Source organism: Arthrobacter sp. NyZ413, assembly GCF_049390645.1.
Classification (GTDB): Bacteria; Actinomycetota; Actinomycetes; order Actinomycetales; family Micrococcaceae; genus Arthrobacter.
Map to the genome: position 1 here is coordinate 627469 of NZ_CP155434.1, position 21961 is coordinate 649429.

At 62.4% G+C, this 21961-nt stretch carries 12 protein-coding genes, 3 rRNA genes and 1 pseudogene; 10 read left to right on the plus strand and 6 right to left on the minus strand.

The features are described from left to right. The first annotated feature begins 1 nt into the window (after window position 1). The 8 genes and pseudogenes from glgB to ABCW42_RS03085 all read left to right on the plus strand — a co-directional run bounded on the left by glgB (window position 2) and on the right by ABCW42_RS03085 (window position 13650). Complete coding sequence (glgB, locus tag ABCW42_RS03050; protein WP_423183464.1) at window positions 2-3679, plus strand: 1,4-alpha-glucan branching protein GlgB; 3678 nt, start codon at window positions 2-4, stop codon at window positions 3677-3679. 494 nt (window positions 3680-4173) lie between these two features. Then, window positions 4174-5695, plus strand: a 16S ribosomal RNA gene (locus tag ABCW42_RS03055). Window positions 5696-6229: 534 nt separating this feature from the next. Further along, window positions 6230-9366, plus strand: a 23S ribosomal RNA gene (locus tag ABCW42_RS03060). A gap of 192 nt (window positions 9367-9558) precedes the next feature. Then, window positions 9559-9675 (plus strand): 5S ribosomal RNA (rrf, locus tag ABCW42_RS03065). The 16S, 23S and 5S rRNA genes sit together here, the layout of an rRNA operon. A 175-nt stretch (window positions 9676-9850) precedes the next feature. Next, on the plus strand, window positions 9851-10345 hold the full coding sequence (locus ABCW42_RS03070; RefSeq protein ID WP_423183465.1) for an SRPBCC domain-containing protein: 495 nt from the start codon (window positions 9851-9853) through the stop codon (window positions 10343-10345). A gap of 145 nt (window positions 10346-10490) precedes the next feature. Then, window positions 10491-10742 (plus strand): annotated as a pseudogene (locus ABCW42_RS03075) (GNAT family N-acetyltransferase); the annotation flags it as partial. A gap of 96 nt (window positions 10743-10838) precedes the next feature. Then, the gene (locus tag ABCW42_RS03080) at window positions 10839-12233 is read left to right on the plus strand and encodes an FAD-binding oxidoreductase (protein WP_423184794.1); all 1395 of its coding nucleotides are present in this window, start codon (window positions 10839-10841) and stop codon (window positions 12231-12233) included. A 130-nt stretch (window positions 12234-12363) separates the two neighbouring features. After that, window positions 12364-13650 carry an MFS transporter gene (locus ABCW42_RS03085; RefSeq protein ID WP_423183466.1) on the plus strand — a complete coding sequence of 429 codons (1287 nt, stop codon included), beginning with the start codon at window positions 12364-12366 and terminating at the stop codon, window positions 13648-13650. A 72-nt stretch (window positions 13651-13722) separates the two neighbouring features. Here the strand turns inward: ABCW42_RS03085 and ABCW42_RS03090 are convergent, their stop codons facing one another. The 6 genes from ABCW42_RS03090 to ABCW42_RS03115 form a co-directional block, all read right to left on the minus strand. Continuing rightward, window positions 13723-14955 (minus strand): amidohydrolase family protein, encoded by a 1233-nt coding sequence (locus ABCW42_RS03090; RefSeq protein ID WP_423183467.1) that lies wholly within the window; start codon window positions 14953-14955, stop codon window positions 13723-13725. Window positions 14956-14979: 24 nt separating this feature from the next. Then, a complete protein-coding gene (locus tag ABCW42_RS03095) occupies window positions 14980-16002 on the minus strand; it encodes an ABC transporter ATP-binding protein (RefSeq protein WP_423183468.1) in 1023 nt (340 codons plus the stop codon). Window positions 16003-16009: 7 nt separating this feature from the next. Continuing rightward, the gene (locus ABCW42_RS03100; protein ID WP_423183469.1) at window positions 16010-17062 is read right to left on the minus strand and encodes an ABC transporter ATP-binding protein; all 1053 of its coding nucleotides are present in this window, start codon (window positions 17060-17062) and stop codon (window positions 16010-16012) included. Further along, complete coding sequence (locus ABCW42_RS03105; RefSeq protein ID WP_423183470.1) at window positions 17059-18060, minus strand: ABC transporter permease; 1002 nt, start codon at window positions 18058-18060, stop codon at window positions 17059-17061. Before ABCW42_RS03105 ends, ABCW42_RS03100 begins: the two co-directional genes overlap by 4 nt. 63 nt (window positions 18061-18123) lie before the next feature. Beyond that, window positions 18124-19848: an ABC transporter substrate-binding protein gene (locus tag ABCW42_RS03110; RefSeq protein ID WP_423183471.1), complete on the minus strand. Its 1725-nt coding sequence runs from the start codon at window positions 19846-19848 to the stop codon at window positions 18124-18126. A gap of 45 nt (window positions 19849-19893) precedes the next feature. Then, entirely contained in the window at window positions 19894-20949 is a 1056-nt protein-coding gene (locus tag ABCW42_RS03115) for an ABC transporter permease (protein ID WP_423183472.1), read from the minus strand. 144 nt (window positions 20950-21093) lie between these two features. Between ABCW42_RS03115 and ABCW42_RS03120 the strand changes: the two genes are divergently transcribed. Further along, window positions 21094-21246, plus strand: coding sequence for a hypothetical protein (locus tag ABCW42_RS03120; RefSeq protein WP_423183473.1), 153 nt, complete (start codon window positions 21094-21096; stop codon window positions 21244-21246). 20 nt (window positions 21247-21266) lie between these two features. Continuing rightward, a complete protein-coding gene (locus ABCW42_RS03125) occupies window positions 21267-21938 on the plus strand; it encodes a GntR family transcriptional regulator (RefSeq protein ID WP_423183474.1) in 672 nt (223 codons plus the stop codon). Window positions 21939-21961 lie beyond the last annotated feature (23 nt).

Here is a 21961-nt window from a genome sequence, read left to right on the forward strand (position 1 = left end):
CATGAATTTCTCGGCAACTACCGCAACCCAGGCAACTCTTCTCAAGGAATGGCTGCCCCGGCAGCGTTGGTTCCCGGTGAAATCGGGATCCTTTGACCTTGAATTCCTTGGTTCGTTCAGCCTTCGCTCGCCGGAGCCCGGGATCGGCCTCGAGGTGCGGCTGCTGTCCGTCGCCTACGAAACGGGCGACGGCGGGCGGCAGGCGGACATCGTCCAGGTCCCGCTGAGCTACCGGTCTGCTCCCGTCGACTCCTTGTCGAAGGCCCTCCTTGGAAAGCTCGACGACGGCGGCGCACCGGTGTGGGTGTACGACGCACCGCACGATGCCGCTTTCATAGCGGCGTTGCTGGACCTCATCCGGGAACAGGCGTACACGGAAACCGGCGACGGCGAGTGCGCCGCGGGCGGGTATTCCGTGCCCGGCAGCCTCCGGCTGCCTTCCGCTTCAGGGACGGTGAAGGTCTCCTCCGGTGAGCAGTCCAACACTTCGGTAATCGTCGACGACGGCGCTTCCGCCAGCATCGTGAAGCTCTTCCGTGTGCTGTCCATCGGCAAGAACCCTGAAGTGGAAGTGGGTGCGGCCCTGACGTCCGGCCGCACCACCGAAGTGCCGTCCACGCTTGGTTGGGTCACGGGAACGTGGGAGGCCCGGACGGATTCAGGCAGGGTGGGGACAGCTTCGGCTGACCTGGCCGTTGCCCACGAGTTCCTCGCCGGCGGCCGGGATGCCTGGCGCCTCGCCGTCGAAGCCGCGGCAAGCGGCACGGACTTCACGGCAGAAGCGCGGCAACTAGGCCAAGCCACGGCCACCGTCCACATGCGCCTCGCAGAAACCCTCGGCACCGCCAGCGAACCGGTTCCGGGCCAAGGAATCGCACCGGAAGTAGCCCGGCGCGTCCGCCAATCGTGGGCCGAGGCCGCTACCGCCGTCGGGCCCTATGAACCGCGGCTCGACGCGCTCCTTGACCAGCTGAACGGGATGGAGGCCGGAACCCTTCAACGGATCCACGGCGACCTCCACCTCGGCCAGATCCTCCAAGTCCCCGGCGCTGCCGGAGAACCCGGCCGGTGGGCGATCCTGGACTTCGAAGGTGAACCGCTCCGACCCATTGAGCACCGTAATATTCCCGACGTTCCACTGCGAGATGTTGTCGGGATGCTGCGGTCCTTCGACTATGCGGCCGGCGCGGCCGTCCGCGAGAACCCGGGATCTTCCGTCCCTGAGACGTGGGTGGACGATTGCGCCGAAGCGTTCCTTGCCGGCTATAGCGACGTTACCCCCGGAAGCATTGACCGCCAGTCGCCGCTCTTTGTGGCATTGTGGCTGGACAAGGCCTTGTACGAGGTGATCTACGAATTGCGCAACAGGCCGGATTGGTTGTCCATTCCGGTCGACGCAACGCGGCAGATCCTCGGCAACACGAGCGGTGGCACGCCTGCCGCCGCCACATTGGAAGGTAAGGAAATGACAGGCTCAGCACGCACCGAACGGCCCCGAGTCCCGCTCTTTGTGGACGCCTCAACCTTGGGTCGGGTGGCCGCCGGCGCGCACCACGCGCCGCACTCGGTACTGGGTGCGCACCTTGACGACCACGGGCATGTCACTATCCGCACGGTCAAGCACTTGGCAAAGTCCGTAACGGTGGTCACCGAAGCGGGAACCACCCCGATGGTCCACGAATCCGACGGCATCTGGGTGGCTGTCCTCGAACCCATTCAGGCCGCACACGTGCCCGACTACCGCCTCGAAGTTGTGTACGGCGATTCCGGCCCCCGCACGGTCAACGATCCTTACCACTACCTTCCCACCGTGGGTGAACTGGACCTGCACCTGATCGGCGAAGGCCGGCACGAACGGCTCTGGGACGCACTCGGTGCCCACATCCAGCACTACCGTTCTCCGCTCGGCGACGTGGACGGAGTGTCGTTCTCCGTCTGGGCACCGAACGCGCAGGCCGTCCGCGTCAAGGGCGACTTCAACACCTGGGACGGACGCGAACACGCGTTGCGCTCCCTCGGTTCGTCGGGCGTTTGGGAAGTCTTCATCCCCGGTGTTGAAGAAGGCGCATGCTACAAATTCGAATTGCTCACGAAGGCCGGGCACTGGGTGGAAAAAGCCGACCCCCTCGCCTTCGGAACCGAAGTGCCGCCGCTGACTGCGTCGCGCGTGGTCGATTCCACCTACCGCTTCAAGGACGACGCCTGGATGGCGGCCCGGGCCACCAAGGATCCGCACAACTCGCCTATGAGCGTTTACGAAGTGCACCTCGGCTCCTGGCGCTTGGGACTGGGGTACAAGGAACTGGCCACGGAACTCGTGGAATACGTGAAGTGGCTGGGATTCACCCACGTCGAGTTCATGCCCGTGGCCGAACACCCCTTCGGCGGTTCATGGGGCTACCAGGTGACGTCCTACTACGCTCCGACCTCCCGGTTCGGCCACCCGGACGAATTCCGCTTCCTTGTGGACTCCCTGCACCAGGCGGGTATCGGCGTCATCCTTGACTGGGTCCCGGCCCACTTCCCGAAGGACGCCTGGGCCCTCGCCCGCTTCGACGGGGAGGCCCTGTATGAGCACTCCGATCCACGGCTCGGTGAACACCCGGACTGGGGTACGCTCATCTTCGACTTCGGACGCACCGAGGTACGCAACTTCCTCGTGGCGAACGCCCTCTACTGGCTCGAGGAATTCCACGTGGACGGCCTCCGCGTGGACGCCGTCGCCTCGATGCTTTACCGGGACTACTCCCGCGAGGAAGGGGAGTGGTTCCCCAACGTTCACGGCGGCCGCGAAAACCTCGAAGCCATCTCCTTCCTCCAGGAAGTCAACGCAACCGTCTACAAAACCCACCCCGGCGCCGTCACCATCGCCGAAGAATCCACGGCATTCCCCGGTGTCACAGCACCCACCAACCACGGCGGCCTCGGTTTCGGCCTCAAGTGGAACATGGGATGGATGCACGACTCCCTCAAGTACATTTCCGAAAACCCGGTCAACCGGCGTTGGCACCATGGCACACTGACCTTCTCCATGGTGTACGCCTACACGGAGAACTTCCTGCTGCCGATCAGCCACGACGAAGTTGTGCACGGCAAGGGATCCATGCTGCGCAAGATGCCGGGCGACCGGTGGCAGCAGCTCGCGAATCTCCGGGCGTTCATGGCTTACCAGTGGGCCCACCCGGGCAAGCAGCTCATCTTCATGGGCACGGAATTCGGCCAGGAAGCCGAGTGGTCCGAGCAGCACGGCCTCGACTGGTTCCTCGCCGACATCCCCCAGCACCACGGACTGCAACTGCTGACCCGTGAGTTGAACACCCTCTACACATCGACTCCGGCCCTGCACGAAAGGGACAACGAACCCGGCGGTTTCCACTGGATCAACGGCGGGGATGCCGACCGGAACGTCCTGACGTTCATCCGTTGGGATCGCAAGGATAATCCGATCGTCTGCGCCGTGAACTTCTCCGGTGGTCCGCACGAAGGCTATGTCCTGGGCGTTCCCTCCGCCGGTGCTTGGAAGGAAGTGCTCAACACCGATGCCGAGGTCTTCGGCGGCTCGGGCGTCGTCAACAGCGGTGAGCTTGTGGCGGAAGCCCCCGGAGCGGAAGGGCAGCCCGCAGCTTTGACTGTCACCTTGCCTCCGCTTGGAGCTTCCTGGTTCATGCCTGTCGCATAACCGCATAGTCAAGGAGGCCCGGAAACCGTCGGTTTCCGGGCCTCCTTGCGTGCGTGTCCATGTGTGTGCGTCTGGTGCGGGGCGGGTATGGAGACCGTCTCGGTGCCGGTTTTGCGTCCGCCGAACAGTGGTGGTATAGTTAGTACCCGCGCTGCTCCCCAGTGGAGAACGGCAAGACTCAAATCCTAGTGAAGATTGATCCTCGCGAAGCTTGAGTCGGAAACGCCGATTTGACCCGGAGGAATGCAGCCGCTAAGATAGAAAAGTTGCTCCGGAGCGATCTTGGCCTGTGTGGTTGGGTGGTGTCGGGTGTGTCTGTTGTTTGAGAACTCAATAGTGTGCCAAGTTTGTTGATACCGATTGTTTTTTGAATTGGTTGTTTTGCCGGGCCTTGTCCGCCCCTGTGGGTGGGGTCTGGTTCAGCTGGTTTCAGATTTTGTGCAGCTGTTTTCGCCGTTGTTTCCGGTGGGGATGGTTGTGTCTGTTTTTGTTTTTTGACGGAGAGTTTGATCCTGGCTCAGGATGAACGCTGGCGGCGTGCTTAACACATGCAAGTCGAACGATGAAGCGGTGCTTGCACCGTGGATTAGTGGCGAACGGGTGAGTAACACGTGAGTAACCTGCCCTTGACTCTGGGATAAGCCTGGGAAACTGGGTCTAATACCGGATATGACTGCTCCGCGCATGCGGTGGTGGTGGAAAGCTTTTGTGGTTTTGGATGGACTCGCGGCCTATCAGCTTGTTGGTGGGGTAATGGCCTACCAAGGCGACGACGGGTAGCCGGCCTGAGAGGGTGACCGGCCACACTGGGACTGAGACACGGCCCAGACTCCTACGGGAGGCAGCAGTGGGGAATATTGCACAATGGGCGCAAGCCTGATGCAGCGACGCCGCGTGAGGGATGACGGCCTTCGGGTTGTAAACCTCTTTCAGTAGGGAAGAAGCGTAAGTGACGGTACCTGCAGAAGAAGCGCCGGCTAACTACGTGCCAGCAGCCGCGGTAATACGTAGGGCGCAAGCGTTATCCGGAATTATTGGGCGTAAAGAGCTCGTAGGCGGTTTGTCGCGTCTGCTGTGAAAGACCGGGGCTCAACTCCGGTTCTGCAGTGGGTACGGGCAGACTAGAGTGATGTAGGGGAGACTGGAATTCCTGGTGTAGCGGTGAAATGCGCAGATATCAGGAGGAACACCGATGGCGAAGGCAGGTCTCTGGGCATTAACTGACGCTGAGGAGCGAAAGCATGGGGAGCGAACAGGATTAGATACCCTGGTAGTCCATGCCGTAAACGTTGGGCACTAGGTGTGGGGGACATTCCACGTTTTCCGCGCCGTAGCTAACGCATTAAGTGCCCCGCCTGGGGAGTACGGCCGCAAGGCTAAAACTCAAAGGAATTGACGGGGGCCCGCACAAGCGGCGGAGCATGCGGATTAATTCGATGCAACGCGAAGAACCTTACCAAGGCTTGACATGGACTAGTAAAGCGCAGAGATGTGCTCCCCTCTTGAGGCTGGTTCACAGGTGGTGCATGGTTGTCGTCAGCTCGTGTCGTGAGATGTTGGGTTAAGTCCCGCAACGAGCGCAACCCTCGTTCTATGTTGCCAGCGGTTCGGCCGGGGACTCATAGGAGACTGCCGGGGTCAACTCGGAGGAAGGTGGGGACGACGTCAAATCATCATGCCCCTTATGTCTTGGGCTTCACGCATGCTACAATGGCCGGTACAAAGGGTTGCGATACTGTGAGGTGGAGCTAATCCCAAAAAGCCGGTCTCAGTTCGGATTGGGGTCTGCAACTCGACCCCATGAAGTCGGAGTCGCTAGTAATCGCAGATCAGCAACGCTGCGGTGAATACGTTCCCGGGCCTTGTACACACCGCCCGTCAAGTCACGAAAGTTGGTAACACCCGAAGCCGGTGGCCTAACCCTTGTGGGGGGAGCCGTCGAAGGTGGGACCGGCGATTGGGACTAAGTCGTAACAAGGTAGCCGTACCGGAAGGTGCGGCTGGATCACCTCCTTTCTAAGGAGCGCTGTGCATTGTTGTCCTGTTGGCCCTGTGGGGGTTGGCGGGGCGGGTGCCAGGTAGCAAGCCCGTTGCGCAGGCGGATGTTCTGCGGCGGGTGCTCATGGGTGGAATATCAACGAATCATTTTTGGTGGCATGGCTGTGTGGTCTGTGCCCTGGTGCTAGTACGACGCCTTCTTCCTTCTGTCCGTTTGTGATGGTGGGCGGGGGTGTGGGGAACGTGTCCGGGGTGTGGGTTGTGTGGTGGTGTTTGGTGCACTGTTGGGTCCTGAGGCAACAGGCCCTGCTGGTTTCCTTGTGTCTGTTCTGCGCGCGTGTGTGTGCGGGGCGGGTGTGGGGGGTGGTGGGTGTTGTTTCTGGTTTCCTGGTCTTGTGCTTGTCCTGCGCGTTGTGTGTGGGGTGGGTGTGGGGTACGGGGTTGTTGTTTGAGAACTACATAGTGGACGCGAGCATCTTGTAAAGCAATTTTGTTTTTGATGTTGAACCTGGTTTTTTCCGGGTTCTCTCGAAATAGTTTTTTGATCTGTGTGGTCAAGTTTTTAAGGGCGCACGGTGGATGCCTTGGCATCAGGAGCCGAAGAAGGACGTAGGAATCTGCGATAAGCCTGGGGGAGTTGATAACCGAACGGTGATCCCAGGATGTCCGAATGGGGAAACCCCGCCAGAGGCTTTCGGGTGATCTGGTGACCCGCATCTGAACACATAGGGTGCGTGGGGGGAACGCGGGGAAGTGAAACATCTCAGTACCCGCAGGAAGAGAAAACAAGAGTGATTCCGTTAGTAGTGGCGAGCGAACGCGGATCAGGCTAAACCGTTTCATGTGTGATAGCCGGCGGGCGTTGCATGGGCGGGGTTGTGGGACTTTGCGTGTTGGTTCTGCCGGACCGGCGAGGTGTGTGTGCAGGCATAGGTGAACGGTCTTGAAAGGCCGGCCGGAGAGGGTGTGAGCCCCGTAACCGTAATGTTGTGTGCCGCTTGTGGAGTATCCCGAGTAGCACGGGGCCCGAGAAATCCCGTGTGAATCTGTCAGGACCACCTGATAAGCCTAAATACTTCCTGATGACCGATAGCGGACCAGTACCGTGAGGGAAAGGTGAAAAGTACCCCGGGAGGGGAGTGAAATAGTACCTGAAACCGTGTGCTTACAATCCGTCAGAGCCTCCTTGTTGGGGTGATGGCGTGCCTTTTGAAGAATGAGCCTGCGAGTTAGTGTTACGTCGCGAGGTTAACCCGTGTGGGGTAGCCGTAGCGAAAGCGAGTCTGAACAGGGCGAGTGTAGTGGCGTGATCTAGACCCGAAGCGGAGTGATCTACCCATGGCCAGGTTGAAGCGACGGTAAGACGTCGTGGAGGACCGAACCCACTTCAGTTGAAAATGGAGGGGATGAGCTGTGGGTAGGGGTGAAAGGCCAATCAAACTCCGTGATAGCTGGTTCTCCCCGAAATGCATTTAGGTGCAGCGTTGCGTGTTTCTTGCCGGAGGTAGAGCTACTGGATGGCCGATGGGCCCTACAAGGTTACTGACGTCAGCCAAACTCCGAATGCCGGTAAGTGAGAGCGTAGCAGTGAGACTGTGGGGGATAAGCTTCATAGTCGAGAGGGAAACAGCCCAGACCACCAACTAAGGCCCCTAAGCGTGTGCTAAGTGGGAAAGGATGTGGAGTTGCTTAGACAACCAGGAGGTTGGCTTAGAAGCAGCCATCCTTGAAAGAGTGCGTAATAGCTCACTGGTCAAGTGATTCCGCGCCGACAATGTAGCGGGGCTCAAGTACACCGCCGAAGTTGTGGCATTCACATGGTTTCCAAGCCTTCGTGGTTCAGGAGTGTGGATGGGTAGGGGAGCGTCGTGTGGGCGGTGAAGTCGCGGTGTGAACCAGCGGTGGAGCCTACACGAGTGAGAATGCAGGCATGAGTAGCGAAAGACGGGTGAGAAACCCGTCCGCCGGATGATCAAGGGTTCCAGGGTCAAGCTAATCTGCCCTGGGTAAGTCGGGACCTAAGGCGAGGCCGACAGGCGTAGTCGATGGACAACGGGTTGATATTCCCGTACCGGCGAAGAACCGCCCATGCCAAGCGGGGGATACTAACCGCCCGGAGCCTGCCCTAGCACCCTTGTGGTGTGTGGGTTTTGGCCGAGCGCGGGACCTGATCCCGGGAGGCAAGCGTATTAACAGGTGTGACGCAGGAAGGTAGCCGGGCCGGGCGATGGTTGCCCCGGTCTAAGGATGTAGGGTCAGCGATAGGCAAATCCGTCGCTGTGTCTTGGATGACGTGCCTGAGATCTGATGGGACTCCCGCGAGGGGGGATCCGGTGATCCTATGCTGCCGAGAAAAGCATCGACGCGAGGTTTTAGCCGCCCGTACCCCAAACCGACACAGGTGATCAGGTAGAGAATACCAAGGCGATCGAGAGAATTATGGTTAAGGAACTCGGCAAAATGCCCCCGTAACTTCGGGAGAAGGGGGGCCCTGACCTTGAACCGCGCGTGCCGCGGGGAGGGGGTAGGGGCCGCAGAGACCAGGGGGAAGCGACTGTTTACTAAAAACACAGGTCCGTGCGAAGTCGCAAGACGATGTATACGGACTGACTCCTGCCCGGTGCTGGAAGGTTAAGAGGACCGGTTAGCCGCAAGGCGAAGCTGAGAATTTAAGCCCCAGTAAACGGCGGTGGTAACTATAACCATCCTAAGGTAGCGAAATTCCTTGTCGGGTAAGTTCCGACCTGCACGAATGGAGTAACGACTTCCCCGCTGTCTCAACCATAAACTCGGCGAAATTGCAGTACGAGTAAAGATGCTCGTTACGCGCAGCAGGACGGAAAGACCCCGAGACCTTTACTATAGTTTGGTATTGGTGTTCGGAGTGGCTTGTGTAGGATAGGTGGGAGACGTTGAAGCTGTCACGCCAGTGGCGGTGGAGTCATCGTTGAAATACCACTCTGGTCACTTTGGACATCTAACTTCGGCCCGTGATCCGGGTCAGGGACAGTGCCTGATGGGTAGTTTAACTGGGGCGGTTGCCTCCTAAAAAGTAACGGAGGCGCCCAAAGGTTCCCTCAGCCTGGTTGGCAATCAGGTGTCGAGTGTAAGTGCACAAGGGAGCTTGACTGTGAGAGAGACATCTCAAGCAGGGACGAAAGTCGGGACTAGTGATCCGGCGGTACATTGTGGAATGGCCGTCGCTCAACGGATAAAAGGTACCTCGGGGATAACAGGCTGATCTTGCCCAAGAGTCCATATCGACGGCATGGTTTGGCACCTCGATGTCGGCTCGTCGCATCCTGGGGCTGGAGTAGGTCCCAAGGGTTGGGCTGTTCGCCCATTAAAGCGGTACGCGAGCTGGGTTTAGAACGTCGTGAGACAGTTCGGTCCCTATCCGCTGCGCGCGCAGGAAATTTGAGAAGGGCTGTCCTTAGTACGAGAGGACCGGGACGGACGAACCTCTGGTGTGTCAGTTGTACTGCCAAGTGCACCGCTGATTAGCTACGTTCGGATGGGATAACCGCTGAAAGCATCTAAGCGGGAAGCTCGCTTCAAGATGAGATTTCCACCCACCACGAGTGGGGAAGGCCCCCAGCCAGACCACTGGGTTGATAGGCCGGATGTGGAAGACAGGACCAACGACTGTTGAAGCTGACCGGTACTAATAGGCCAACGACTTACACCACACACCACCCCCGGACACGCGGGGTGTGGGTTTACACTGCTTGCGTCCACTATGTGGTTCCCGAACAACAACCCGGGAACACCAACACAACATAACCGAATAACTGAATAACTGAATAACAACACCACATGTTGTAACCCATGAACTTCCCACCCACCCCCCACAAGAGCGGGGGCGGGACGGGTACAAAGGTTACGGCGGTCATAGCGTGGGGGAAACGCCCGGTCCCATTCCGAACCCGGAAGCTAAGACCCACAGCGCCGATGGTACTGCACCCGGGAGGGTGTGGGAGAGTAGGACACCGCCGGACAACACTCCAAATGGTCGAGACCCCCACACCCCGGTGTGGGGGTCTCCCACGTAACCACCACACACCCAGCACCCCGCACCCCGGACCCCGGGCGAGCGCCCCGAAAAAGCGGCCCGGGACATGAGCCGGCGGCCCCGGGGAGGCCCGGTGTAGCCGGACGGTAGAGTTGATGCACATGGAGAGCCTTTTCAGTCACCCCGCGCCGGACTCCGAACCCCAGCCAAATCGTTCCTTTGACCTTGAGCCCGTGGTGTGCACCGTCGTCGTACGTGCGCCTGTGGCGCATGCTTTTATGGGCTTCACCGACCACACTCACTTGTGGTGGCCGATGGCGGATCACAGCGTGTACGGGGAAGGCTCGCACGTTGAGTTCGAAGAGAACCTGATCCTGGAGACTGCTGAGGACGGCCGAACCTCGGTGTGGGGAACCATCGACGACTGGCAGCCTCCGATATCGTTCCACGCTAGCTGGTATCCGGGCAGTACGGCGATGTGGTCCACTGAAGTCCGCGTGGCTTTCCGCGGTGTCGACGGCGGCACTGAGGTGCGCCTGGTCCACGACGGCTGGGAGGGCGCCGAGGACCCGGGACAAACGCGAGCGGACTACGCGGCCGGCTGGCCTGGCGTCCTGGAGCGTTACGTGCGGTTCATGGGTGGTGGAAGTGAATAGAATCCGTCGCCTTGGGGCATCGGACTGGCGGTTGCTTCGCGAAGTGCGGCTGGAGATGCTGGCGGATACCCCGATGGCCTACGTCGAGAGCCTCGTGGCCGCCCGTCGCCAGACCGACGCGCAATGGCAAGAGCGTGCCATCACGATGTCCGGTGATTCGAGCATTACCCTGGTGTCCGACGACGGGACAGACGGCAGCAAGATCAGCGGTTTGATGCGCGTGGTGGTCAAGAACCCGGAGGATTCCCCAGAGGCCCGTCACGCAATGCTCGTCAGCGTTTACGTGGCGCCCGAGCATCGCGGACTTGGCCTCGCCGCTGAGCTACTGGACGAAGCGTGCCTGGTGGCAGGCGAGGAGCTCGGGGTTGGAGTCATCGAGTTGGGTGTACATGAGGACAACGCCCGCGCGAAGGCTTTCTATGCCCGGCACGGATTCGAGGCCACTGGTGCCAGCCAGCCATACCCCCAGGACAAATCGAAAAGGGAAATTGTGATGGCGCGCCGGATCCCTCCAGGTACAGCGACGTTCCTCGAACACCTTGCCGCGGGGCTAACGGAGGGCCAGGTGTCCGTCGACGAGCACACGCGCGCTGACTACGCCGCCGATCGCGGACCGGTCCTGGACCTCCATCTGCCGATCGCCGTCGTGTTCGCGGAATCTGTTGAAGACGTCCAGCACGTGGTGCTCAGCTGCGCCCGCCACGGCGTTCCTGTTGTCGCCCGGGGCGCGGGAACCGGTATTTCCGGCGGCGCGCACGCCAGCCAAGGATGCATTGTCCTCAGCGTGGAACGTATGAACCGCATCCTGCAGTTCAACGTCGATGACGAGACCGCCGTCGTCGAGCCCGGTGTGGTCAACGCAGACCTGAACTCGGCCGCGGCGGAACACGGACTCATGTACGCCCCGGATCCCGCGAGCTACCGGATTTCGACGATCGGCGGCAACGTGGCAACCAACGCCGGCGGCCTGCGCTGCGCCAAGTACGGCGTGACCAGGGACTCGGTGCTCGCCCTCGACGTGGTGCTGGCTGACGGTTCGCTCATCCACACCGGACACCAGACCTTCAAAGGCGTGGCCGGCTACGACCTGACGGCCCTGTTCGTGGGGTCCGAGGGAACCCTCGGGATCGTTGTCGGAGTCACGGTCCGGCTCCGCTACCTGCCGCGGGATGTGCAGACCGTTGCCGCGTTCTATCCGGATTTCCGCGGCGCCGCGGCTGGCGTCCTCGCGGTGGGCAAGGCCCGCGTGCAACCGGCCATCATGGAAATGCTCGACGGCGGCACGCTGCGCCAGCTCGACGAGCTGTACGGTTCGGACTTGAGCGAGCGTGGCCAGGCCCTGCTGCTGATCCAGACGGACGGATTCGGGGCCACAGCGGAGGCCGCGCTCGTACGGGAGGTCTTGGCCGCCGGCGGTGCCACGGTCATGGCCGAAGCGAATGCCGAGGCCGAGCGATTGGTCGACATGCGGCGCTCGAGCCGGGGAGACGAAACGGACAATGAATACCGGGTAGGCGAGGACGTCGCCGTCCCGAGGTCACGGTTGGTGGATTATGTCGCCGCCTTGGAAGGAATGGCCGAGCACCATAAGGTCCAGCTCAAAGTGGTGGCCCATGCCGGCGACGGCAACCTGCACCCCACTTTCTGGGTGGAACCCGCGGAAATGGAAGCGGACGATGATGCGGTGCAGCGCCTCAACGCTGCCTTGGACGACTCCATCGCCGCGGCCCTGGAGATGGGTGGAACCATCACCGGGGAGCACGGCGTAGGGCAGTACAAGTTGCGGTGGCTCGGCCTCGAGCAACCGGAGCCGCTGCGCGCCCTGCAGCACCGCATCAAGGCGCTCTTCGACCCGGCAGGAATCTTGAACCCGGGTAAAGCTATCTAACTCCCTGGTATCCCAAACTTAGGGATCTTGGCCCCTTGTCACACTTTGATGCTATGACTATGCCGGTTTACTTAACCTCCGCACCCCTCTAATCTTATTTGGTATACCAAATGAGTTTGAGGAGGATTCCGTGGGAGATCGCAGCACGGCCAAGGCAGCCGGTGTTCTCGTAGCGCTGGCCCTCGTCTCCATCAACCTTCGCCCGGCCATCACCACAATCGCCGGCACCATGGGGCAGTTGCCGGCAGGCTTTGGGCTGGACCCGCATGTGTTGCCGCTGCTCGGGGCCCTTCCGGTCCTGGCATTCGGCGTCTCGGCCCCGGTGGGACCTTGGCTGGCGCGCCGTTTAGGCACGGGCCGGGCGGTTGCGGTTGCGCTGCTCATGCTGACGGTTGCCCTGGTTCTCAGGGTGCTCGTGCCTGGGTTCTTGTTGCCGGGGACGTTCCTCGCTGGCGCTTCGATCATGACAGCCAGCGTCCTGGTGCCGCAGATCGTCAAAGCGAATCGAGGAACAGGGTGGTGGACGGGGATTTGCACCATGGGATTCGGCTTGGGCGCCGCCCTCGGGGCGGGACTTGTCCAGCCGCTGCAGCAGGCACTTGGTGGAAGCCTCCCGTTGGCACTGGCGGCGTGGGCCGTCCCCGCCGTGCTGGGGGCCGCCCTGATCCGCCGCACTGGTTCGACCCGAAGCCAAGATTCCACCCCCCAAAGCGACGGTTCGACCCAAAGCCACGCTTCGACCAGTCCGGCGCAGCGTACGACGCCGACACCCGGCCCGGGCGCGGAGCGTCCGGTTCCGCTCCGGAAGCAGCGGACGGCGTGGGCCGTGACCGCCTTCTTCGGCTTTCAAGCCATGCTGTATTTCGCGGTCACGTCCTGGCTGGCCGTTTTCCTGGTCTCGAAAGGCCATGCACCGTCCGATGCAGCGGCGCTCCTGGCGTGGTTCAGCATCGCGGGATTGCCGGCCAGCTTGCTCGCACCCGTCCTCGCGGGCCGTCCGGCGGTCTTGAAACTCATGGCACCTGGGCTGGGCCTTCTTGTGGCAGCAGGTTTGATCGGCGTGCTCGTAGCTCCCGCAGACCAGCAGTTCCTGATGGTGGGGTTGCTGGGGATGGTCCAGAGCGCGGGCTTCGGCCTCGGTATGGCGTTGGTCGTGATCCGCTCGGCCGAGCCGACGAGCGCGGGAAGCCTGTCTGCCATGAGCCAAGGACTGGGCTTTGCTTTGGCATCCCTGGGACCGCTCGGAACCGGCTTCCTGCATGAGTGGTCCGGCGGCTGGAATGTTCCGTTCGTGGCCTTGGCCGCCGAGGCGGTCCTGCTTGCCGCGGCGGGCTTCTTCGCGGTGCGGGGACGGGCGGTGTCAGTGGCACCTGCCGAAGCCGGGAAGGTCAGCGAGCCAGTCGCCGTCGGGCATTAGTCCCTCAAGCACCCCACACAAAGGTGGCCGGTTCCTCCGCGGAGGAACCGGCCACTGTGCGTTCGTGGGACCTTAGACGAGTTCGAGTTGCTCGGCCACGACCTTGCCGCGGTGGATCACGGTGCGGTCCTTGCCACGGTCCATAACGGCGGAAGCGATTGTTTCGCCGTCGACGAGCAGGAGTTCGGCGGGGTCGCCGGCGTCGAGCCCTGGGCGGTGCGCGGTGCCCTTCAGGCGGGTGGCGGACGCATCGAGGATGCTCGCACCGCCTACCGTGGCGATGGCGAGGCAGTGCTCAATGAGCTCGTCCCGGCGGAAGCCGTGCGTGAAGGCGAGCTGCCAGGTGCGGTCGAGCATGTCAGTGTTGCCGTACGGGGACCAGTAGTCGCGCTGGCCGTCCTCGCCCAAGCCCATGCGGACGCCGGCCTCGGCGAGCAGCGGAATAGGCAATTGGCCGGAGGTGGCCGGGGCGACGGACGCCATGGAGATGTCCAGCTCCGCGAACTCGTCGATGAGGCGCCGGGTGGTGGCCTCGTTCACGCTGCCCAGGTGGTAGGCATGGGACATGGTCACCTTGCCTTGCATGCCGAGGGCGCGCGTGCGCTCAAGGACGAGGTCCGTGCTGAAGACGCCAAGCTCACCGGGCTCGTGGAGGTGGATATCGATGGGGACCTGGTACTTTTCGGCCAGACCGAAGACGATATCGAGGTGCTTCGCGGGGTCGCGGTCCAGGCTGCAAGGGTCGATGCCGCCCATGACGTTGGCGCCGGCCTTGAGGGCGTCTTCCATGAGCGGCACGGTGCCTTCCTCAAGGAGGAGGCCCGCTTGCGGGAAGGCGATGATGTCGACGTCGGCCTGGTCCTTGAAGTGCTCCTTCGCGGCGACGACGGCGTCGAAGCGCTCAAGGCGGCAGTCGACGTCGATCTGCGCATAGGAGCGGACGCGTGTGGTGCCGCGGGCGATCATCCGCCCGAGCGTGTTGTTGACGCGCTCCTGCAACGGAACCTCGGCGTTGCGCCAGTTCTTGCGGTCGTTCATCATCATGGTCCAGACGCCCGGACCGCCGGTGTGTTCGCGGAACGGCAGGCCGATCCTCGTCGAATCCAGGTGCACATGGACGTCCGAGAAGGACGGCACCAGGAGGCGGCCGCGGCCTTCTACGACGGTGGTCGACGCGTCGGCTTTGGCGTCCGCCACGGAGCCTGCAGCATCATGGGGTTCGACGCCGGAGATCTTGCCGTCCGTGATGAAGACATCGCTCAACGCTTGTCCCCATGGGCGGACTGCGCGGATCAGGGTGTTCACTATGTTGCTCCTTTGGTTGTGGATCTATTGCACACCAGCGAGGGCCGCCGCTGCCAGACCTGAATGGTGGCAGGCAGGAGCAGCCGCGCTGGCTGGCGCGGGAATGTGGTTGATGCATAGCTCCCGCTGCCCGGCGTCCAAAGTGCCGAACAGGGGACAGCGGGTACGGAAGACGCAACCGCTGGGCGGATTGGCCGGCGAGGGGAGGTCGCCACGGAGGCGGATCTTCTGCTGCTGGCGGGCCGCCTTGGGGTCCGGCTGCGGCACGGCTGACAACAGCGCCTTCGTGTACGGGTGCCGGGGCTCGCGGAAAAGCTCGTCCCTGGAGCCTTTTTCCACGATCTTGCCGAGGTACATGACAGCGACCTCGTGCGAGATGTGGCGGACCACGGAGAGGTCGTGGGCAATGAAGATGTAGGACACGCCGGTATCGCGCTGGATTTCCTGGAGGAGGTTGACCACCTGGGCTTGCACGGACACATCGAGGGCGGAGACGGGCTCGTCGCACACAATGACGGACGGGTTGAGCGAGATGGCGCGGGCAATGCCCACACGCTGGCGCTGGCCTCCCGAGAACTCGTGGGGAAAGCGGTTGTAGTGCTCGGGTTTCAGGCCGACCTGCTCGAGAAGTTCCTTGACGCGGTTCTTCAAGCCTCCGGTCGGCGTGATCTTCTGGGCGATCATCGGCGCCGCAATCGCCGTGCCCACGGTTTGCCGCGGATTGAGCGATGCGAAAGGATCCTGGAAGATCATCTGGACTTTCCGCCGGAAGTTGTACAGGTCGCCGCCACCGAGTTTGCTGATGTCGACCCCGTCGATCATGATCCGTCCGCCCGTCGGGTCCATGAGCCGCGCGATCATGCGGCCGGTGGTCGACTTACCGCACCCGGACTCGCCCACGAGCCCCAAAGTCTGGCCGCGGCCGAGACTGAACGAGACGCCGTCGACGGCTTTGACGGTCTTGGACCCCTGCGGCGGGAAGAGGCCGCCCTTGATGGGGAAATGCTTCTGGAGGTTCTCCACTTGGAGAATTGCCTGCGTATCCATGGCGGTCCTAACGCGTATTCCGGATGGTGAGGATTTGGGGGCCGCCCAGATGGCAGCGCTTGCCGTGGCCGTCCTCGACCACGAGTTCAGGCCGCGTGCTCGCGCATACGCCGTCGCCGGCGAGGGCTGCGTATTCGCACCGCGCGCTGAAAATGCAGCCTTTCGGCAGGTCAAGGAGCGACGGCGGCTGGCCGGGAATCGGATTGAGCTTGCCGGAGGAGCCGCTAAGGGTGGGCATCGACTTGAGCAGGCCCAGGGTGTACGGGTGCCGGGTATCGTAGAAGATCTCGTCGACCGGCCCCGATTCGACGCACTGCCCGCCGTACATGACCAGGACCGAGTCGCAGACCTCCGCCACCACGCCGAGGTCGTGGGTGATGAGGATCAGCGCCGAATTTGTTTCTTGTTGGAGCTCGGCCATGAGGTCCAGGATCTGCGCCTGCACGGTGACGTCCAAGGCCGTGGTGGGCTCGTCCGCGATGAGCAGCTCCGGCTCGCAAATCAGCGCCATGGCGATCATGGCGCGCTGGCGCATCCCGCCGGAGAAGTGGTGCGGGTATTCGTCGAAACGCTGTTCGGGGCTGGGAATGCCCACCCGGCCAAGCATGTCGACGGCGGCCGCGCGGGCCTGCTTCTTGCTCGCGTTGTTGTGGACAAGGTACGCCTCGGCGATTTGGTGGCCGACCGTGTAGAAGGGGTGGAGCGCCGAGAGCGGATCCTGGAAGATCATGCCGATGTTCCGGCCGCGCAGCTGGCGCATGCCGGATTCCGGCAGGGTCACGAGGTCCTTCCCCTGGAACAGGGCTTGCCCGGTGACCTGCGCGGACGTGCCCTTAAGCAAGCCCATCAGTGCCTGGCTTGTTACGGATTTGCCGGAGCCGGATTCACCGACGATGCCAAGGGTTTGTCCCCGTTCCAAGCTGAAATCCATGCCGTTGACAGCCGAGACGAGGCCGTCGTCGGTGGGGAACTTCACGGACAGGTTGCGGACATCGAGGAAGGCGCCGGACTCGGTTCGCCGGGTGGCGGCGCTTGCGGCGCCGGGCTGGAGTTGGGTCATTGGAGCCTCACTCGGGGATCGATGGCTGCGTAGGCGAGGTCGACGACGACGTTCGCGACGATGACGAAGAAGGCGGCCAGCATCGTGATGGCCATGGTGACGGGGAGGTCTCCGGAGATAGCCGCCCGAACGGCGGTAAAGCCGAGCCCCGGGACGGAAAAGATCTGTTCGGTGAGGACAGCGCCGCCCAGGAGGAGGCCGATGTCCATGCCGAGCATGGTCACCACCGGAGTGATGCCGGCCCGGACGCCGTGCTTGAACGTCACCGTCCTGGGCGCCAGGCCCTTGGCACGCGCGGTCCGGATGAAGTCTTCGCTGAAGGTCTCGATCATGTTGGTCCGGGTGACCCGGATATAGGCGGCGCTGAAGAGCACTGCGAGGGCGACCCACGGCAGGAAGTAGTTGAGCACCCAGGCCCACGGGCCTTGGGCGCCGAATGGACTGTTGATCTCATTGGTGGTGAACGGCAGCAGGTGCAGTTGGTTGACGAACATCAGGAGGAGGAACAGGCCGGTGACGGGAATGGGCAAGGAGACGCCCACGGAAGCAGCGGCAACAATGAACTTGTCCGTGGCCGAACCCTTGCGGAGGGCGGCAAGCAGTCCGAGCCCGACGCCGGTGATGGTCCACAGCACAAGGGCACCGACGGCCATGGACAACGTGTACGGCAAGGAACGGGCAATGATGTCCGAGACGTTTTCGTTGGTCTGGAACGATTTGCCCAGGCACGGCCACTGGCACAGCGACTCGGCGCCGGGTGCCCCGATCATGCGGGGCGAAACCAAGCCGCGCATGTAGTCGAAGTATTGGATGAAGAACGGGTGGTCCATGCCGAGCGCAACCCGGGCTTCCGCGATGCGTTCGGGAGTGCACTCCTGGCCGCATGCCGCGGACGCGGGATCTGCCGGGCCCAGCTGGAACAGCGTGAAGGTGATGAAACTGACGGCGACGAGAAGCAGGATCAGGGAGCCTGTCCGGCGAAGAATGAATCTGATCATGGTGCTGGTTGCGGGCCGTCCGGTGGTGACCGGACGGCCCGCCTCCCTTCTGGACTGGCCTGGTTAGTGCTGGACGCCGACGATCGAGAGGTCGATACCGCCGAAGAAGTATCCGACCTGGGCGTTGCGGATGTTCGAGCCCACCACGCTGTTGGTGTGGGTGCGGATGAGCGGGATGATCGGGTAGGTCTTCAGGGCCTTGCCGAACTCCTCGGACCACTGCTTGCCCAGTTCCTCGGAGGTGCCGGTGGTGTTCCGGAGATCGAACATTGCCTTGGAGACCTGGGGATCGAAGTAGCGCGACGTGTTGGAGAAGCCGTAGCTCGTGCCGTCGTTGTTCGGACCGAGGATGGGATCCGCGGAAGTACGCACGGACGCCGGGTCCGCGCCGCCGCACCAACCGGAACGGGCGATGTCAGGCAATTGGTCGCTCGCGAGGACGGAGTAGTAGTTCGGTGCCGGAATCGGGACAAGCTGGACATCGATGCCGAGGGCCTTGAGGTTCTGCTGGATCACGGTTCCGGTGTTCTTGTAGGCGTCCCGGTTGTTGGCGTAACCGTAGGTGAGGGTCTTGGGGTACGTCTTGCCCTCAAGGAGCTTCTTGGCTTCATCGAGCTTCGGCTTGCCGGTGGGGTCGATTTCCAGGTCCGTGGCTACATAACCGCGCATTTTGGAGTTGAGCGGCGTCTGGGTGAGTTCACCGAAGCGGCGTCCGCCGTACTGCACGAGGATCGACTGGCGGTCCAACGCCAAGGCGATGGCCTTGCGGACATCGGGGTCGGTGATCTTCTGGGTGTTAAGGCTCAGGACGTCGTTGCAGCCCAGCAGCCCGGACGCCACGCGGTCCTTGACCTGTGCGTCCGCGAGCTTCGCGGCGTCCGAGGTCTGCAATGCGCCGTTGGAGTCCAGGGTGATGGCGTTGGGATCGGAGTTGGCCAGGAGCTGCTGGCTGATGGTCGCCTGCGATGTGGACAGCGAGAAAGTGAAGGTGTCCGGCAGCGCCGAGCGGTTGGGGTCCGTTGCGGGATCCCAATTCGGATTGCGGACCAGCTTGAGCGACTTGCCGCGGCTGTAGGAATCCACCATGTACGGGCCGGTGGACACCGGGTGGTTGGTGTAGTCGAGCTTGGTGTCCTTGTCCTTGGGGACAGGGGAAGTGTTGGAACGGGAGGCCAACGCCGGGAACTCGGCAAACGGCTTCTTCAGGTGGAAGACGATGGTGCGCTCATCGGGCGTTTCGACTGCCTTGAGGTCGGCGGAAGGATCCTTGTACGGCCCTTTGTACCCACCGGCGTCGAGCGCTGCGTTGAGCTCTTGCGGGGCTTGGGTGTACACGTCCTGGGCGAAGGTGCGCTCGATGCCGTACTTCAAATCGGCGGAAGTGATGGGGCGGCCGTCTTCGAATTTGACGCCTTTTTGGAGGGTGAAAGTCCAAGTGAGTCCATCTTTGGACACCTGGCCGGTATCGGTGGCGAGGTCCGGAACGATGGTGGGCGGCTGCCCCGCCGTCTCCTTGGCCATGGTGAGGTTCCGGTAGTACAGCTGTCCGACGTTGGCCGTCTGGACGTAGTTGCTGTTGCCGGGGTCCAGGGTCTGGAAGTCCGAGGACATCAGGACATTGATGTTGCCGCCCTTGGTGGTGAAGCCGGGCTTGACTATCTCCGGAGCCTGCTCGGCGGTTGAAGCGCCGGAGGCCACAGTTCCGGGCTGGCTCTGGCCGGCTGCGCAACCCGTGGCGGCAGTGGCGATCAGCACGGCAAGTGCCAGCGCTTTGCTGGGGGTATTCATACTTCTCCTCTTGGGGATGGGTGGGTGAAACGGAAAGCGGGGAGGCTAGTGGCGCGAGGCCTTAGGGTCGAGTGCGTCGCGAACGGCGTCGCCGAGCAGGTTGAACGCGAGCACCGTGACGATGAGCATGACGCCGGGGACGGCGAGGAACCACGGATCGCTGAGGTACCAGTTGCCGGACTGCGCCGCGTTCAGCATCTGGCCCCACGACGGCGTAGGGTCCTTGACGCCGACGCCGAGGAAGGACAGCGCCGCTTCGGCAGAGATGTTCGTAGGGATGAGCATCGTGGCGTATACCAGCACGACGCCCATGACGTTCGGGATGATCTGGCGGAACAGCACGCTGAGGTGGGAGGCTCCGAAGGACCGCGCGGCCTCGACGAATTCGCGCTCGCGGAGGCTCAGCACTTGGCCCCGTACGATGCGTGCGAGGTAGGCCCAGCCGAAGAAGCCCAGGATGATCACGAGTGAGGCCATGGGGAGGAAGCTGCCTTGGCCCAGGGCCGTGTTCCGAAGCCGTGATTGCAGGATGGGTGTGAGCGAAAGAACCAGCAGGAGGTGCGGAAACGCCAGGAAAAGGTCCATGATCCGGCTGATGATGGCGTCCGTCTTTCCGCCGAAGTAGCCCGCGGCCGCGCCAATGACGGTTCCGAGGACCACGGAGACCGCGGTGGACAACAAAGCGATGGTCAGTGAGACCTGGCCGCCGTAGGCGAGGCGGGAAAACAGGTCTCGCCCAAGCCCGGGTTCTACGCCCAGCCAGTGTGCGGCCGAGGGGTACATGTAGCCCGGAAGGGGCAGGCCTGGAGTCTGGAGGTCGTCCAGGACGTCCGGGCTGGTGTTGGAAGTGAAGGGATCGTTGCCTGACATCGCGCTCAGGATCGGGCCGAGGACAGCGAACAACATGATGGCCACCACGATGCACAGGCTCAAGAGGGCGATCTTGCTACGGCGGATCCGCAACCAGGCCGTAGCGAGGAGGGATCTTGCCTCAGCGGCGGACGCGCCCGAGGCCGTGCCGGAAGATGCATCGGGGGAGGGACTCTCAGCAGTGGGTTCGACAGTGGACTGTAGCTGGGTCAACGAGGGTGCTCGATTCATGGTCCAAGGAGCAAGCTCCGGAGCTTTTGTATACCAAAGACAGAGTAGCGCCCGACTGGTGCGATGTAAATCACAGACAATGCAGCTATCTGGAATACCAAACAGTAGTATCTGTGAGAGTAGTCACTCTCGAAAGGAAACTCCGTGATCACGAAGGCCGGCGCCCGCCACGTCTTGGACTTCCGCAAGGGGCAGGAGCTCTTCCACAAAATGGGGGATGCCTTTTCGCTGCGCGACGCGTCGCGGCGGACCGCGGATGAGCTGTTTCCGCCCGTGTATGCTCGGGTGGAGCGCTGAAAGAAGGGTGGCCAACGCCGATGCCGGAAACGCTGACGGGCCGCGACGACGAAGCCCGGGCCGAACAGGTCTACCAACTGGTCCTCGAAGGGATCGTGGCTGGAGAATTCGCACAGGGAACGCGCCTGCGTGAGCGTGAACTATCCGAGCTCTACAACGTTTCGCGCATTCCCGTGCGCGAAGCCATCCAACGCCTTGAGCAGGACGGCTTCGTGGAGACCTTTCCGCGCCGGGGTGCGGTGGTGCGCCAATTGACGCTCACCGATGTCAATGAGCTCTTCGACGTCCGCTTGTGCCTGGAAACCTTCGCCGCCCGCGCGGCGGCGATGCGCGTCGCGGCGGGCGGGTCCGACGGCCGCTTGCGCGATCTGGTGGAGGAAGCCCGGCAAGCGATAGACGACGACCGGACGGACGACGTCGTACGCCTTAGCGCCGCATTCCACGCCGAAATCGTCCGCGTCTCCGGCAACCGCCTGCTCATCGAATCGGTCAAGCCGCTTTTCGGCCGGATGCGGTGGATTTTCGGGCTCGCGCACAACCGCAGCAACGAATTGCAGCGTGATGAGCACATGGAGTTGTGCAACGCGATTGTCAGCGGAAAGGCCGAGCTCGCGTACAGCTTGGCCTATTCACACATCGAACTGGGCCGCGAGCCGGTGCTCGCCGGGCTGGCGGAGACCCTCGAGCCCTGAGTTTGTGTACAGATAACCACCCT